This is a genomic window from Gluconobacter sp. (assembly GCF_047722525.1).
GTDB lineage: Bacteria > Pseudomonadota > Alphaproteobacteria > Acetobacterales > Acetobacteraceae > Gluconobacter.
In genome coordinates, this window is record NZ_JBDNYY010000003.1 from 282,034 (window position 1) to 298,073 (window position 16,040).

The following is a 16,040-nucleotide window of genomic DNA, read 5'->3' on the forward strand; positions in this document are numbered from 1 at the left end:
TCCCGCTCTCAGGTAGGTTCCACGTCGAACTTGGACGGCGACAGCGCAGGGGCGCCGGTCGGCTTGTCGACATCAGGCGGCTGCGTCGTCCAGTAGAACGGGCCGCCTGCGGCATAGGTCTTGGGATAGATGGCGTCCTTGGTGACGTCGAACATCAGCGCGGAGCGATAGACCACGACTTTCCCGTCCGCGACGCCGCGATACCAGCCGGTCATGATGTCATGGATGACGTCCTTGAACGCCGGATCGGCCTGTTCGGCAGCCCTGGCGAACGCGGAGGCGTTTTCGTAAGTGCCGCCTTCCAGGAGTGTCGCCAGCTTCGAAAGCTGGGCCTTGCGCTCCGGTCCGGACTGGAGAAGGCGCTCGTAAAGCGCCTGCCCGATCCGCGGGTCCAGGGAGGGGCGGTCCGTCAGGCGCGTGGAGACCTTCATGAAGCGTTCAAGTTCAGGGTCAGAGCCGGTTGCAGGCTCCGCCGCCACGACATTCCCAGCCGCCAGAACACCCATGCCGGCCATGCCCGTCATGAGTGTATCGCGACGCGACATCCGCATCAGCCGGTTCAGACGCATGGCATTGGGGGAGGAAACATGGAGGTCAACAAGAGGGCAGTGACGATCTTTCGTCATGTAAAATCACTCTTCGCATACACTCGAGACTGATGACACGACCGTGATTCATGTCACCTTCAATGGGCCGCAGCCTACAGCGACAGGCTGATCATGCAACCGTGAACGGCCAATTATCAGGAAATAACCCTGTAAAAAATACAGCCCACTGGGTGTCCACGAAAAGGATAACATACGGAAACGTACGTTGTCTTATTACGGTTCCCCGGCAGTTATCAGGGACTCTGGAAGTAATCTGCTCTTCCTATCCTTCATGGATGGAACGGATTCGTCAGATCAGCTTTTTTGAGAGCCGATTCTATATTGAGAACGCCTCGCAATACGGTTCTCGAGAGATGAATAGGGTACTCTTCCGGTCTGAAAAAGAAACGGGGCACAGGTGTGACCCTGCGCCCCGCGGCTACTGCGTTCCGGATGGGAAGAATTATGTTCCCACCCCCATGAAGACCAGCGCCGTTGTCATCAATCCGACCAGGATTGCCAGAACGATACTGCATTTCAGTGTGAACTGGAGCAGTGCGCCTTCCTGTCCCACCAGCCCAACGGCTGCCGAGGCCACGGCGATGGACTGCGGAGAAATCATCTTTCCCACAGCGCCACCAACCGTATTGGCCGCAACCAGAAGTTCTCCACTCACTCCGATCTGGCGTCCGGTTGCGGCCTGAAGGCCGCCAAACAGCGCGTTGGAGGAGGTGTCCGAGCCTGTCAGAAACACACCGAGCCAGCCCAGCAGCGGCGCGAAGAAGGTGAATGCTCCCTTGGTCATGGCCAGCACCAGGGCAAGTGTTGTGGACAGTCCGGAGTAATTCGCCAGAAATGCAAAGGCCAGCACCATGCCGATGGCATAGATCGGCGTCTTCAGTTCCCGCAGCGTATCCCCGAAGGTCGTGAGGGCATCTTTGGGACGCATTTTCAGGAACAGGACAGACATCACCCCTGCCAGCAGAATGGCCGTGCCGACCGAAGATATGAAATCCAGCTTGAAGACGGCGGCATAAGGTGTCGGGCTGGGGACGATCGGTGCTGCTTTCAGGACCAGATTGTGCAGTCCGGGGAACCTGATGACGAGGACCGTCCAGTTCAGCGGTCCGCCTGCTTCAAAGAGCGCCTTGAAGGGTTTGATGCTCCAGACAGCCACGAAAACCGTGAGGACGATGAAGGGAGACCAGGCGCGGAAGATCTGTGATGCCGTATAGGACGTTTTTTCGATAGCGACATTGGCGGCCGTCTCGCCGGTCTCGAAGCGGAAAATCCGGCGCGGCTTCCAGAACCGCAGAAAGACCGGGATCGTGACCATCGTGATCAGCGGAGCAATGATGTCCGGCAGTTCCGGCCCAATCAACAGGGCTGTCAGGGTCTGGGTCAGGGCAAATGTCACGCCGGTGACGAGCACCACAGGCCAGGTCTCACGAAGCCCCCGCATTCCGTCCACCACGGCGACCAGCCAGAACGGGATGATGATGCCGATCACGATCAACTGCATTACGACCAGTCGGGCGACCGCGTAGGGCTCCGCCCCGATCACCTGGGCGCCTACGATCACCGGAATGCCCATCGCGCCAAAAGCTCCGGGCGCCGCATTGGCGATCAGGCACAGCCCGGCAGCATAGATCGGAGGGAAACCAAGACCGACAAGGAGAGCGGTCGTGATGGCGACTGGGGCGCCAAAACCCGCAGCGCCTTCCAGAAAGGCCCCAAAAGCAAACGCAACCAGAAGGAGCTGGATGCGCTGGTCTTCCGAGACCGTGGAAATGGAATGACGGATGATGTCGAACTGGCCGGTCCGGACGGAAACCTTGTAGAGAAAAACCGCCCCGATGATGATCCACGAAATGGGCCATAACCCATAGGCAAATCCATACAGACAGGCCGCCACGGCCATGAAGACCGGCATGCCGTAAAAAGCGACCGCAAGGGCGAAAGTAATACCGACAGTAATCGTACAGGCAATATGTCCCTTCATTTTCAGATACAGAAGGGCGAAGAAGAAAAACAGAATTGGAATGAGAGCGATCGCGCCGGAAATCCAGATATTTCCTATTGGATCGTAAACCTGTGTCCAGGATGACATCCAGAAAGCCTCCAAAGTAAAAATTAAGTGATAATAAGAAATTGATCTCTTTTTCTCGTCTTCTTCGGTGGATCGTATTTTTTGAAAACAATAAGTGCAATAAGCGTAGAATGTACTTTTCGGTAAACTTTATGACATACTGTTTTGGTTAGTTGGTTTGTATGTCCTATTATTTTGTAAAAATCCGGATTGTGATGGGCCTCAGTGTGTAAATCCGATTTTACCGTGGGGTAAATTTTCTGAAGAGGCTTATCTGTGGAGAGGAAAAACTGGTGGGATCTGCTGCGTGGGTGTGCGTGTCTACCGGGATATTTGATACGAAATATGAGAGTGCTTTTAACAGTACTTCGATTTGAGAATAAAAACCGGATTACTCAGGCTTCACTTCTGAATTGGCCGCCACCTTTCAAAAAAAACACCTTCCTTATGGCTTTGTCATGGAGGCCGGGATTGTGCTCGGAACACGAAAAGATGTGCCGCCACGGTTCTGTCACCACCGGTGCGGAATGCCTTGTCGTGCTCTCGAAAGGATGATAAACAGGAAGCAGCGTCACTTTCAGAGATGGACTGTCAGGTCTTCATGCATTTTCGTCTTTTATGTACGGCCCTGATCGGGGCCGGCACGATTGCCTTTTCGTCCAGCGCATTTGCCTGGGGTCCGTATGGTCACGCGATCGTTGCTGACATTGCGCAGGAACGACTGACGCCGCAGGCCCAGAAGGCCGCGACCGCACTGCTGGCGCTGGAGAACCACCAGACACTCGATCAGGTCGCATCCTGGCCTGACACGATCGGTCATGTGCCCAAGAAGAAGGGCGGTCTGCCGGAGACGCTGAAATGGCATTATGTCGATATCGATGTGTCCCACCCGGCCTATGAGCAGGCGCGGGACTGCCCGGACCGGGCCTGCGTCGTCGAGAAGCTGCCCGAGGAAATCAAAATCCTCGCTGATACGCATGCCTCCTCGCAGGAGCGTCTGGTCGCACTGAAATGGGTTGTTCACCTGATCGGCGATATCCACCAGCCCCTGCATGCCGCCGAGCGTAACAATGACAAGGGCGGCAATGCCATCCGCCTGACCTATTTCGGCAACAACGCCAACGGCCACATGAACCTGCATTCCCTGTGGGATGAGGGTGTAATCGACCATGAGGCGGACCTGCATGTCGGACCATTTTACAGCATTGATGCGTCGCGTGCGAAGAAGGAAGCCGATCGTCTCCGTGCCCTGATTACGGCAGACGAGACGAAGTACTGGGTGCAGGATCTTGATGGCGGGGACGTTTACGGCGCCACTGTCAACTGGGCCGATGAGAGTCATTCGCTGGCCCGCAGCGTGGCTTACGGCGCACTGCCAGCCAACAAGGGTGCGGATATCGGCAAGGACTATACCGCACTTTCCTGGCCGATCATGGAACTGCGCCTGGAGCAGGCCGGTGTGCGTCTGGCAGCCGTCCTCAACACTGCCTTGAACGGCGGCTGAGAACGGTTCCAGTGGGGATGGACGTCAGGATTTCTGCGTCCATCCTCCGCCTAGCGCCCTGTACAGGTGGGCTACCGAAACCGACACGCCCGCGTTGGACTCTGCCAGCGCACTCCGGCTCGCCAGAAGAGCATTCTGCGTCGTTAGCACGTTGAGGAAGTCCCCCGCACCCTGACTGTACTGAAGCTGCGCAATATGGACGGCGGTTTCGTCTTCTGAAACCGTTTCTTCCAGCCGGTTCCGACGCTCCTGCGCGGCACTCAGGTCCGCCATGGAGTCATCAACCTCTTCCCAGGCTTTCAGAAGCGTGCGCTGTAACGCAATCGCCGCTTCCTTCTGCTGGGCCCGGCGCAGATGAAGCTGCCCGGTCAAACGGCCGCCTTCGAACAGCGGTAACGTCATGGTCGGGCCGAACCCATATTGACGGGACGCCCATGAGCCTAGCCCACTGAACTGCAACGCCTGAATATCCAGACTGCCCGAGAGCGTCACACGCGGGAAAAAGTCCGCGACGGCCACACCGATGCTCGCTGTTGCGGCATGAAGATGATCTTCGGCCGCCCGCACATCCGGACGACGCTCCGCCAGTTCGGAGGGCAGGCCAACCGGAATATCCGCGGGAACGAGGGGGATCGTCCGGAATGATCCAAGCCGGTCTTTCAACGCGCCGGGTTCCCGCGCAGTGAGAAAGCTCAGCGCATTCACGAGATGCACTTCCTGACTTTTCAGGACCGGAAGACGCGCCTCAAAGCCATGCATCTGCCCGCGGGAATAGGCGACATCGAGCTTCGTCGCCGTGCCCTGTGCAAAGCGCAACTCCGTGAGCTTCACACTGTGCTGCGCAATGGCGATGCTCTGCTGCGTGATGCCGATCTGCGTCTGGATATTGCGCAGGTTCAGATAATCCTGCGCCGTCTCGGCCATGAGCGAGACCAGAACATCACGGCGCAGTTCGTCCGTTTCATGCATGGCCGCCGTAGCCGCTTCGACCTGCCGCCGGACATGCCCCCAGAAATCGACTTCCCAGGACGCGCTCAGCCCGTATTGCGGCAGATTGAACGACGGATTGCCTTTTGCTCCATTCGCAGCCGCAGGGCCGAAACCCTGCTGCCCACTGGCGATCTCACCCGGCCCAGCCTGCTGCATGGTCCCCAGGAGGCCAAGAATACCGTTCGTGCTGGCCCGCTCGCGGGCATAGGACGCCGCACCTTCCATATGCGGCATCTGCGCCGCACTGGCGATCTTCCGTTCAGCCTGACTTTCGGTGAAGTGCAGGGCGGCCTCGCGCAGATCGAGGTTGTTGCGCGCCACATCCTCTTCCAGCGCCGTCAGCGTCGGATCGTGATAGATCCGCCACCATTGTGCATCGATGGTAGATGTTTCCTGCGGATGACTCGCAGCAGGTACAAGGCTCTGATGCCAGTGCGTCGGCGCATGCGGATCGGGACGGTGATAGTCCGGACCCACCGTGCAGGCGGACAGCGCGGTCAGTGCCAGAAGAAGGCAGCGGGAGGGCTGGAACAGGGAAGGGCTCATTTCCAGAGATACCGCTCGTCATGGGAATGGATGCCCGCAGGCGTGGAGGACGTGTCGATCCGCGCTTCGACCGACATGCCGACGCGCACCTTCTCGGCCAGAGGCTGGCCGGGATCGAAGGTCAGCTTGACCGGGACACGCTGGACGACCTTCGTAAAGTTACCCGTCGCATTGTCCGGCTGAATGGCTGCGAAAGCCACGCCCGTTGCCGGGGCCAGACTGTCCACATGCGCCTTGAGCGGATGGCCGGGGAAAGTATCGACCCAGACCGTCGCACTCTGTCCCGTCTGGACTTTCGTCAGTTGTGTTTCCTGAAAATTCGCCAGCACATAGGCCTTGCGGACCGGCACGACCGCCAGCAGACCCGTACCCGGATGCACATATGCACCGACGCGGACACCACGCTCGCCGACGACACCGTCCACGGGGGCGGGGATGGTGCAGTAGGACAGGTTCAATTCGGCCTGATGCTCCGCGCTCTGGGCTTTCAGAAGCGCACCCTGAGCCTTTTCAAGCTGGGCCTTCAACACCGTGATCTGCTGTTCAGCCGTGCTGGTTCCCGCCTTGTCGCGGGCGAGGGCGGCGAGGGCCTCAAGCTGCCGGGCTTCCGCGCTCTGCTGCTGCTCGATGGTGCTCGCACCGCCTGCCGAGAGATTGCGGTACCGGGCCGCGTTCTGCCGTGCAAAGACCAGCGCGGCCTCGTCGGACTGCACGGTATATTTTGCCGCATCGACGATGGAGCCCTGACGGTCCAGCAGGGCCTGAAGATTGTCCACATCGCCCTGCGCTGCGGCGGTATCACCATGGGCGGCTCCCAAAGCAGCACGGTAATCGTCGTCCTCGATATGGGCGAGTTCTTCTCCCGCATGGACGTATTCATTGTCCTCCGCCAGCACCCGGTCGATACGCCCCGAAACTTTCGGAGCCACGGTCGTGAAATCGGCCGTGACATAGGCGTCATTGGTCTCCTGACGGATACCGTCGCCCACAAAGAAGCGGTCAGCCGTCCAGGCCAGACCGGTCAGGACAATGACCGCACATCCGGCCAGAAGAAGGGGTTTTCCGTAAATCATGTTCGAGGCAGGTCCGTCAGTGTGCGGTGGCGGGAATAGAGGAGGGGGCCGGTTCGGGGTCCGGTTCGCGGGCGACGGCAGGCATGGCCGGAGCAGGCCCCTTGCCGGGCGGATAGACCCGTTTCGGCAGCACGGCGGTCAGCGCGACGTAGAAGATGCAGATGCACATCACGATGAAATAGATGTCCACCAGCGCCAGCGTGATCGACTGCTCGTGCAGGTAGGTGTGGAAGATCTGAAGCGTATTGCGCGCCACATGATCGCCGTCAGGCGAGGTGTTGCTGATTGCCGCGTGGATCGGATCGCCCATGCCCGACAGGGACGTGGCGTTGTTGCCCGCCCGGTCCAGCAGCATCGTGGAATGATACTGCTCCCGGCGACGCAGCAGGATTTCGAAAATGGCAGCGGCGAACGCATTGGCCATGCCCTTGAGCATGTTGACCATACCCGAGATGAACGGCCCGTCTGCCGGGCCAAGGGACATGGTGGCCAGCATCAGCACCGGGATCACGACCATTGGCTGGCCGAGGATCTGAAGTGCCTGGAGGACGTAAAAATTGTCCCGCACCCAGTCCGGCGTGAGCCAGGTTCCAAGGAACGCCGCCAGCGCCAGACAGGACATACCAAACGCCAGCACATAGCGGCAGTCCACCCGTGCGGAGTTGCAGAGCGCAGCCGTTAGCGGAAGCATGATGAGCTGGGGCAGGGCGACCGTCAGCGCAACCGGAGCCGCCTGAATTGGCCGGTAACCGCGCACCGCTTCGAGATACGTCATCGGCACTTCCATCATTAGTCCGCAGATGATGAGCACCGCCACGAGCGTCAGAAGCGACATCGTGATGTTGCGGTTCTTCCAGTACTGAAGCCGGAAGAACGGGCTGTGATGATGCCATTCATGGAACAGGAACCCCACGAACAGCGCACCGCCCCAGAATGTCAGATGGGAGATAATTGGCGAGCGGAACCAGTCCAGCCGGTCCCCCTGATACAGCACCGTTACGACGCACAGGATGGACGGCACGCCAATGAAGAAGCCGCGCCAGTTGAAGTTTTTGAACCGTTCGAGATGCACCGGATCGCGCGGCAGCCCGTAGGCCATCATGGCGATGGCGATGATGCTGAAGGGAATGACCTCCCAGTACAGCCAGCGCCAGCCGACATGTTCGAACCACATTGCCTCAAGCGGCCCACCCAGATTGGGGCCGAAAGTGGCGCTCATCGCATAGCCGCCAATGCCGAACACCTTGATGGGGGGCGGCAGGTATTTGAGCATAACCGTCATCAGGACGGGCGGCAGACAGCCCGCACTCAGCCCCTGTGCCGCGCGCAGGAAACACAGCGAGATCATGTCCGGCATGAAGGGCAGGGGGATCGACAGCATTGCAAGCACGGCCGTCATGAAGATCGAGAAGCGGTAGATCGAGAACGTCATGTAGAACCAGGGCGTGAACGCCATGGCCGCGATGTTGAAAGCCTCGTAGATCGAGGTGAACCACGTCCCTTCATCATGCCCGATATGCATCGCGCCCCGGATGTCGGCGAGCCCGATTTCCGTGATGTGCTCGTTAAATCCGGCGACGTGCACGGCCAGCAGCATTCCCAGACAGCCGATAATGGTCCGCATGCCGAAAGGCGGGATATAGGAGGGCTGCGCGGGGGGCGCCCCCGCCGGTGGCGAAGCTGCTGGTTGCATGGGGTCTCTTCCGTTTCCCCTCAGCCACTATCCGGAGTGTGTTGGTCCGAAAACCCACGTTTGCGGCAAGTGACGTTTCCACTTTTTGCAAGGGTTCAGGAAATCCTTTCCATTTTCACACGAAGGCGTGAAAATGGACCTGAAAGCCGCAGGAAACGGAGAAAGCGATGGCGAAACGCACCGACAGCCAGAGACGCTACGATCTTGATCTCCTGCGGTATCTTCAGGTTCTCGTGGAGGAAGAAAGCGTCTCGCAGGCCGCGCGTCGCATGAAGGTGAGTGACGCGGCCATGAGCCGCCATCTCGCAACGCTGCGGACCGTTTTCGGAGACCCGATCCTGGTGCTGTCAGGCCGGCGCATGATGGCCACGACCTTTGCCAGCCGTATCCGCGATCGTGTCCAGAATATCGTGCGGGACGCGGATGCGCTCGTGAATGACAGCGAAACGCTGAACCTGAGGCACCTTTCGCCCCGTTTCACGATCCGCGCCAATGATCTGATCGTGGGGGCATTCGGAAATGCCATCCTGATGGCCCTCAAGCAGGACTGCCCGGAGTGCAGCATCGTGTTCTCGCCCGAGACGGAGGAACCGGCCAGCGAAGCCCTGCGCAACAGCCGGATCGACCTCTATGTCGGTGCCACGGACGACCTTCGCCCGGAAATCATGCGCCAGACCCTGTTCCTGACGTCATTTCGCGCCATGGTCCGCGAAGGACACCCCATTTTCGGACGCGGCATCACGCCGCAGACGCTCGTCGATTACGACCATATCAGCGTCTCCCGCAAAGGCCGTCCCTATGGCCCGATCGACGCTATCCTCAAGGAGCGCTACGGGCTGACGCGCCCCATCGCGATGGTCGTGCCGACCTATCATTCCATGATCGAGACCATGCGCGAGACGGACATGATCCTTCCGCTGCCCGATATTGTGATCGATCGCCTGCCGCTCTCACAGATCCAGCTTGAGGCCTTCGACTTTCCGTTCGACCTGCCGCCCGTCACCTCGTTTCAGGCCTGGCATCCGCGGGTGGATACCGATGCCATCCATCGCTGGCTGCGGGATACGGTCTTTCAGGTCATCCGCCGCGAACTCATCCGTTTTCGGGGAGAGGGGCATGGTCCGGTCCTGGCAGGGGACTGAACACGGATCTGGGAATTGCATTCATAGATTTCCCCGGAGCGGCTCAAGATACGCCTGTAAGCGTGGGACGACGAAGTCCAGAAACACCCGAATGCGCTGGGGCACCTGTTTGCCGCCCTGATAGAGCGCATGGATGTCCTCCTCGTCCCGCGTCCCGCTTTCCGACAGAACTTCCGCAAGTCGCCCCGCTGCCAGATCCTCACGGACATGATATTCCGCCAGCCGCGCCAGTCCGGCCCCACGGATCGCGGCCCGACGGACGGTCTCGCCATTATTGGCGAGCAGGGGCCCCCGCACGATCCGGTCCACGATCCGGCCGCGTTCCTGCAAGGGCCAGACCGGTGCCGCCCGGCGGAAATTGAACCCCAGACAACGGTGATGCTCCAGATCGTCCACGGCTCCGGGGTGGCCGAACCGCGCCAGATAGGCCGGCGACCCGACGATAAGCCGGGGCACGGTTCCCAGATGCCGGGCGGTCAGGCTGGAATCCTGAAGTTTTCCCACCCGGAACGCGATATCGGTCCGGTCCAGATACAGATCCGCCATTTCATCGGAGAGCGACAGATCGACCAGAATATCGGGATATTCTTCCCAGAATGCCGGCAGCAGCGGCTCCAGCGCCAGTGTTCCAAACGCCACGGAGGCGTTGATCCGCACTGTCCCCTTGGGCTGAACGGTCTTTTTGGACAAAAAACCTTCCATGTCATCCAGCTCGGCAATCAGAGCCTGGGCCCGGTCGTAATAGGCCAGACCTTCGGGCGTCACGGACAACCTCCGCGTCGAGCGCTCCACAAGGCGCACGCCCAAGCGGCTCTCCACCCGCCCGATCAGCTTGCTGACCGTGGAAGGGGTGGTCATGGAAAGACGGGCTGCCTCGGAAAAGCTGCCGCTCTCCACGACACGGAGAAAGATTTTCATCTCGCCTAAACGGTTATCCATCGGTTTTCCGATCTGTGAAACTGATTCACAGGTTTTGTGGAGCCTGAAACAATTATCAAGAGGCCTTTATCGGTTCATGATGCATTACAGCAGACTCACATCCCCGATGCCTGACAGAATGGATATGCGATTATGACAAAAATTCTTCTTCTCAATGGCGGCAAGGTCTTCGCCCATTCACACGGACGGCTGAACGACACGCTTCAGGCTCTTGCGGCGGACGTGCTGACCAAGGGTGGCCATGACATCCGCCAGACGAAAATCGACGATGGCTATGATGTGGAGCAGGAAGTCGGAAACTTCCTGTGGGCGGATCTGGTCATCTACCAGTGCCCCGGCTGGTGGATGGGCGTGCCCTGGATTGTCAAGAAATACATGGACGAGGTTATGACGGCCGGGCATGGAAAGCTCTATGCCAATGATGGCCGCAGCCGGGCCCATCCGGAACGCAAATATGGCTCGGGCGGTCTGCGTCAGGGCAAGCGGTACATGCTGTCCGCGACCTGGAACGCACCGGCAGAAGCCTTCACCGACCCCGGTCAGTTCTTCGAGGGGCGTGGTATCGACGGGGTCTATTTTCCGTTTCACAAGGCCCACGAGTTCCTGGGCATGTCCGCCCTGCCGACCTTTCTGGCAACAGATGTCATGAAAGCGCCTGACGTGGACGCCACGCTTGCGGCTTACCGCCAGCATCTCGAGACCGTCCTCGGAACGCTCTCCTGAAAAACGCGGGGACGACATGACCCGTCCCCGAAACATGATCAGAGGCTGAGTTCAAGGACGCGGCGGCTGACCTCGGGGGTCACGTCGGCATGTTCGCCCAGCGCCGTCATGTCGTGCTTTTCGAGTTGGCCGATCAGCGGCTCGATGGCCTCCGCACCGATATCGTAAGCCGAAAGACGGGTCGGAATCCCCAGACTTTCGAAAAACTCTTCCGTTCGCACGATCGCCGCTTCGATGCGTTCGTCTTCTGTGCCTTCATGCAGGTTCCAGACGCGCGCCGCATACTGAAGCAGCTTGTCACGCTTGGCTTCCCTGCGGATGCGCAGCATGGAGGGCAGGACAATGGCAAGTGTCCGGGCATGGTCGATGTCGTAACGCGCCGTCAGTTCATGACCGATGCTGTGGGTCGACCAGTCTTCCGGCATGCCAACACCGATGATCCCGTTGAGCGCCAGTGTTGCGATCCACATGAAATTGGCGCGAAGCGAGTAGTTTTGCGGCTCTTTCAGGACTTTCGGCCCGATTTCGATCAGGCTGAGCAGCAGTCCCTCGGCAAAGCGGTCCTGTGCCAGACCATCAGCCGGATAGGTCAGATACTGTTCCATGACATGCACGAAGGAATCCACGACGCCGTTCGCAACCTGCCGGACGGGCAGGGAATAGGTGCGTGTCGGGTCCAGGACCGAGAAGCGCGGGAAGACATGCGGGCTGCCAAACGCCAGCTTCTCGCGCGTGGACTGGCGGGTGATGACGCTGAAGCTGTTCATTTCCGAACCCGTTGCCGGCAGAGTCAGCACAGTGCCCAGCGGCATGGCGGCTTTGACGTTCGCGCCATGCGTCGTGAGGATGCTCCACGGATCGCCTTCGAAATCCACGGCCGCTGCGACGAACTTGGTGCCGTCGATGACGGAGCCACCGCCCACGGCCAGCAGGAAATCCAGCTTTTCCGTACGGATGAGATCAACGGCCTTCATCAGGGTCTCATAGGTCGGATTGGCTTCAATCCCACCAAATTCTCTCGTGTAACGCCCTTCAAGCGCCTTGCGGACTTCCGGGAGCGTGCCGTTACGCTCCGCGCTCGATCCACCGAACAGGATCAGGACCCGGGCTTCGGCCGGGATCTGTTCCGCGAGTTTTGGGATCGTGTTCTCGCCGAAAATGATGCGCGTGGGATTGTAGAATTCAAAATTCTGCATGGTTCTGCTTTCAGATGGATCTTCTGAGTGTGCTGCTGTGGATCATATGGTCTGACAGGAATGAGCATCCTGCCCTGTTGCGGGCATCCTACCGGTTTTCCGTCGAACGTCCCAGTCAGCAGACCCGGTCGGAAAGTCATGCCCGGCGCCCGGGTCTTGTGCGCGACGATCCGCAGATCCATTTCAAATGGACGGGCATTGCCGGACACAAACCGTACCATGCCCGCCTGTTACATTTGCCCGCAGGAACACAGCCTGCGAGGCGAAAGAGGAGGACGCTCCGATGTATATTGCCATGAACCGTTTCAGGGTGCGGCCAGACAGCGAAGAGGCCTTTCGCAGAAAATGGCTGGACCGTGATGTTCTTCTGAAAACCGTCCCCGGTTTTGTCAGTTTCCAGTTCCTGCGCGGGCCGGCGATGGAAGACTACATTCTTTATGCCTCCCATACCGTCTGGGCCTCCTATGATGCTTTCATCGGCTGGACCCGCTCTGAAGAGTTCCGGAGTGCTCATGCCGGTGCCGGACAGGGGCCGGTTCTGACGCTCGGACCACCCGTTTTTGAAGGATTCCAGGTTCTTCAGGATATCGAGGCCTGAACTTTCCCGTGTTTTCTTCACGCTGTTTTGCGGTCAGTGTCTTCTCATCTTGACGAACGCGTTCTGACGGTTTGTGGATGTAAAGGGCGCAGGATCGGATCTGTGCTCCCCGTTCCGTGATGGATCATTTCCGGGACGCGTTGAGCAGTTTTTGCAGATCTGGACGTATCCTGCGTCCGGCATGAGACCCAAGACAGGAAAAACAATGACGGCATCCCTCCGCTCCGAAGTGAAAACGCTCCTCGACAGTCTTGGTGTCGCGCCTGATCTTTATACGGATGGCAGCCTGACGGTGAGGTCTCCGCTGACGGGCGAGGGGATTGCCGAAGTTGCGGAAATCAGCGCGAAAGAGGCGAACGCGACGATCGCCCGTTCGGTTGAGGCGTTTACGGCCTGGCGCAGGATTCCGGCGCCCCGCCGTGGCGAACTCGTGCGTCTGCTGGGTGAGGAGCTCCGGGCGAACAAGGAGGCGCTCGGGCGTCTCGTGACGCTGGAAGTGGGTAAGGTGCCGTCCGAAGGTCTGGGCGAGGTACAGGAAATGATCGACATCTGCGATTTCGCGGTCGGTCTGTCCCGCCAGCTTTACGGCCTGACGATCCAGTCCGAGCGCCCCGATCATCGCTTGACGGAGCAGTGGCATCCCATCGGGCCGGTAGGCATCATTTCGGCGTTCAATTTCCCGGTTGCCGTCTGGTCCTGGAATGCCGCGCTGGCGCTGGTCTGCGGTGACAGCGTGATCTGGAAGCCTTCGGAAAAGACCCCGCTGACCGCCCTGGCGACGCAGGCCCTGTTCCTGAAGGCTGCGGCCCGGTTCGGCAGTGATGCTCCAGCCGCGCTCAGCACCCTGCTGGTCGGTGGTCGTGACATCGGCGAACTGATGGTGGAAGACCGCCGTGTTCCCGTTATTTCCGCGACCGGTTCGACCCGGATGGGCCGCGATGTCGGAGAGCGCGTGGCGCGTCGTTTCGGCCGTTCCATTCTGGAACTGGGCGGTAACAATGCCTCCATCGTCACGCCCTCCGCCGATCTGGAGCTGACGCTGCGGGCCGTTGCTTTTGGCGCCATGGGGACTGCCGGGCAGCGCTGTACGACGCTGCGTCGCCTGTTCATCCATTCCAGCGTCTATGACACGCTCGTGCCGAAGCTGGCCAATGTCTACAGGGCGATTTCGGTCGGCAACCCGATTGAGGGCGACGCGCTGGTTGGCCCGCTGATCGACGCGGCATCTTTCGGGATGATGCAGGACAGCCTCAAGGCTGCGGCAGCTTCGGGCGGTACGGTCCACGGTGGGACGCGTGTGGATGTGAACGGTGAGGCGTCGTTCTATGTCCGTCCGGCGATGGTGGAGATGCCGTCGCAGACCGGTCCGGTGCTGGAAGAGACGTTCGCACCGATCCTGTATGTCATGAAATATAACACGCTTGATGAGGTCATTGCGCTTCAGAACGATGTGGTGCAGGGCCTGTCGTCCTCGATCTTTGCGACCGATATTCGTGAAGTGGAGCAGTTTCTCTCCGCGCAGGGTTCTGACTGCGGTATTGCGAACGTCAATATGGGGCCGTCGGGTGCGGAAATCGGTGGTGCGTTCGGGGGTGAGAAGGAAACCGGGGGAGGGCGCGAGTCCGGATCCGATGCATGGAAGGCCTATATGCGCCGTCAGACCAATGCCATCAATTACGGCCGCACCCTGCCGCTCGCGCAGGGTGTGAAGTTCGACGTGGATGGTGGGTCGGCAGACGCCTGATCACGGATTGCCGGAGGGGCGGGGCGCAGGCTTCGTCCTTTGGTCCTGTGTGGGTGGGGCCTGCTTTTCCTCGCTGGCATGCGTGATGCTGAGCCGGTCATGGGTCGGGGACCAGGGGAGCGCCTTCTCCTCCACATGACCGGGCGGAGGCGTGTAATCCTCAAGCCAGAGCCTGCCCTTCATGGGATTGATCAGGACGTTGAAATGCTTGAGGACATCCATTCCCAGAATATTGAATTCCGCATCCGGCACGACGTCCAAAGTGATGTCATGCAGCGTATGCGAGCCAAGTTGTAGCGTGCTGAAATGATGCCTGTGCCCCAGCAGAACCTCGCCTGCGCCGACGCGGATCTCGTCATCCTGAGCGAGCATGCGCCGTGAAATGCCCATTTTCCGTGCCACCCACTGCTGGATGATGGAGCGGTTCGCGCTGGTATTGATTTGCATGTCCACCTTGTGACCGTCCAGCAGGCCCGTCACCTGATTGAGCTGTGGGGACTCATCATCGAGCGACGCGAGTGGGATGAACGGTCCGGGATTTTTCAGGAGTGTTCCGATATCCGGACAGTCTGGTGCCGTGTCATAGCTGAAGATGGCCATTTCCTGGGAGTATCGATCGATCAGGAGATGATAGTGCCCCAGAATGTCCCATCCGATATCCATCATGAGGAGCAGGCCATCCGGGGCCTTCGGAGGGCGGTCGGTAACCAGAAGCGTGGACAGATCCTTGAAGACGGAATTGCCGATCTGAAGGCTTTCGACCGTGGTTGAATAGTTTCCACCCGTGCCGGTGACGGAAACGGTTTTGATGGGGTCGCTCCGGTAAAAATCGAATCCTTTTGCGTCCCAGACGCTTGTCAGGGTGGTGAAGGTCGAGAAGAAGGCGCCGATATCATGGTCATTGACGCGGACATGAATGACGGGAGCGCCTGCAGGGTTGAGGAAAGGCAGGACTTCGCTCGTCACGACACAGTCGTGAATGGTTCTGGCCTGAGCGGAAGGTAGGAAGACGAGCAGAGCGAGAAAAGCAGACGGAATACTCCCTCTGAACCACAGTCTGCCCATCATTGATCCTTACCCAACGGTCAGGGAGTTCTGAGGAAACCTTGTCCCGTTTCCCGGTAAAAGCCAAATGATTTTACCGGGCAGCGTTTATCTGGACTTACCTTGTAAATGCTCTGACGAAGGCGTTCTGCTGTTTGACTTCGACGGGGAG

The 16,040-nt window shown here is 59.4% G+C and carries 13 protein-coding genes; 5 read left to right on the plus strand and 8 right to left on the minus strand.

Annotation, left to right across the window (positions count from 1 at the left end):
- Positions 1-8: 8 nt before the first annotated feature.
- Complete coding sequence (locus ABF859_RS04845) at positions 9-626, minus strand: sorbitol dehydrogenase family protein (RefSeq protein WP_415526652.1); 618 nt, start codon at positions 624-626, stop codon at positions 9-11.
- Between the two features lie 424 nt (positions 627-1,050).
- Positions 1,051-2,697, minus strand: coding sequence for a lactate permease LctP family transporter (locus ABF859_RS04850; RefSeq protein WP_415526653.1), 1,647 nt, complete (start codon positions 2,695-2,697; stop codon positions 1,051-1,053).
- A gap of 580 nt (positions 2,698-3,277) precedes the next feature.
- Between ABF859_RS04850 and ABF859_RS04855 the strand changes: the two genes are divergently transcribed.
- Positions 3,278-4,180, plus strand: a complete 903-nt coding sequence (locus tag ABF859_RS04855) for a S1/P1 nuclease (RefSeq protein ID WP_415526654.1) — start codon at positions 3,278-3,280, stop codon at positions 4,178-4,180.
- Positions 4,181-4,204: 24 nt separating this feature from the next.
- Here the strand turns inward: ABF859_RS04855 and ABF859_RS04860 are convergent, their stop codons facing one another.
- The 3 genes from ABF859_RS04860 to ABF859_RS04870 are packed head-to-tail and all read right to left on the minus strand — an operon-like array spanning position 4,205 to position 8,482.
- The gene (locus ABF859_RS04860; protein ID WP_415526655.1) at positions 4,205-5,716 is read right to left on the minus strand and encodes an efflux transporter outer membrane subunit; all 1,512 of its coding nucleotides are present in this window, start codon (positions 5,714-5,716) and stop codon (positions 4,205-4,207) included.
- A complete protein-coding gene (locus tag ABF859_RS04865; RefSeq protein WP_415526656.1) occupies positions 5,713-6,789 on the minus strand; it encodes an HlyD family secretion protein in 1,077 nt (358 codons plus the stop codon). The genes ABF859_RS04860 and ABF859_RS04865 overlap by 4 nt, the downstream gene beginning before the upstream one ends.
- A gap of 16 nt (positions 6,790-6,805) precedes the next feature.
- Positions 6,806-8,482 carry an MFS transporter gene (locus tag ABF859_RS04870; protein WP_415526657.1) on the minus strand — a complete coding sequence of 559 codons (1,677 nt, stop codon included), beginning with the start codon at positions 8,480-8,482 and terminating at the stop codon, positions 6,806-6,808.
- Positions 8,483-8,649: 167 nt separating this feature from the next.
- On the opposite strand from ABF859_RS04870, the gene ABF859_RS04875 reads away from it, so the two are divergent.
- The gene (locus tag ABF859_RS04875; protein WP_415526658.1) at positions 8,650-9,624 is read left to right on the plus strand and encodes a LysR family transcriptional regulator; all 975 of its coding nucleotides are present in this window, start codon (positions 8,650-8,652) and stop codon (positions 9,622-9,624) included.
- A 21-nt stretch (positions 9,625-9,645) separates the two neighbouring features.
- Here the strand turns inward: ABF859_RS04875 and ABF859_RS04880 are convergent, their stop codons facing one another.
- Positions 9,646-10,563 carry a LysR family transcriptional regulator gene (locus ABF859_RS04880; RefSeq protein WP_415526659.1) on the minus strand — a complete coding sequence of 306 codons (918 nt, stop codon included), beginning with the start codon at positions 10,561-10,563 and terminating at the stop codon, positions 9,646-9,648.
- 132 nt (positions 10,564-10,695) lie between these two features.
- On the opposite strand from ABF859_RS04880, the gene ABF859_RS04885 reads away from it, so the two are divergent.
- On the plus strand, positions 10,696-11,286 hold the full coding sequence (locus ABF859_RS04885; protein ID WP_415526660.1) for an NAD(P)H-dependent oxidoreductase: 591 nt from the start codon (positions 10,696-10,698) through the stop codon (positions 11,284-11,286).
- Between the two features lie 38 nt (positions 11,287-11,324).
- Here the strand turns inward: ABF859_RS04885 and ABF859_RS04890 are convergent, their stop codons facing one another.
- A complete protein-coding gene (locus ABF859_RS04890; protein ID WP_415526661.1) occupies positions 11,325-12,482 on the minus strand; it encodes an iron-containing alcohol dehydrogenase in 1,158 nt (385 codons plus the stop codon).
- A gap of 283 nt (positions 12,483-12,765) precedes the next feature.
- Here ABF859_RS04890 and ABF859_RS04895 point away from each other — a divergent pair, with 283 nt between their 5' ends.
- Both ABF859_RS04895 and ABF859_RS04900 read left to right on the plus strand, forming a co-directional pair.
- On the plus strand, positions 12,766-13,080 hold the full coding sequence (locus ABF859_RS04895; RefSeq protein ID WP_415526662.1) for an antibiotic biosynthesis monooxygenase family protein: 315 nt from the start codon (positions 12,766-12,768) through the stop codon (positions 13,078-13,080).
- A gap of 205 nt (positions 13,081-13,285) precedes the next feature.
- Positions 13,286-14,824, plus strand: coding sequence for an aldehyde dehydrogenase family protein (locus ABF859_RS04900; RefSeq protein WP_415526663.1), 1,539 nt, complete (start codon positions 13,286-13,288; stop codon positions 14,822-14,824).
- Here the strand turns inward: ABF859_RS04900 and ABF859_RS04905 are convergent, their stop codons facing one another.
- Entirely contained in the window at positions 14,825-15,892 is a 1,068-nt protein-coding gene (locus ABF859_RS04905) for a retroviral-like aspartic protease family protein (RefSeq protein WP_415526664.1), read from the minus strand. It lies immediately after the preceding gene.
- Positions 15,893-16,040 lie beyond the last annotated feature (148 nt).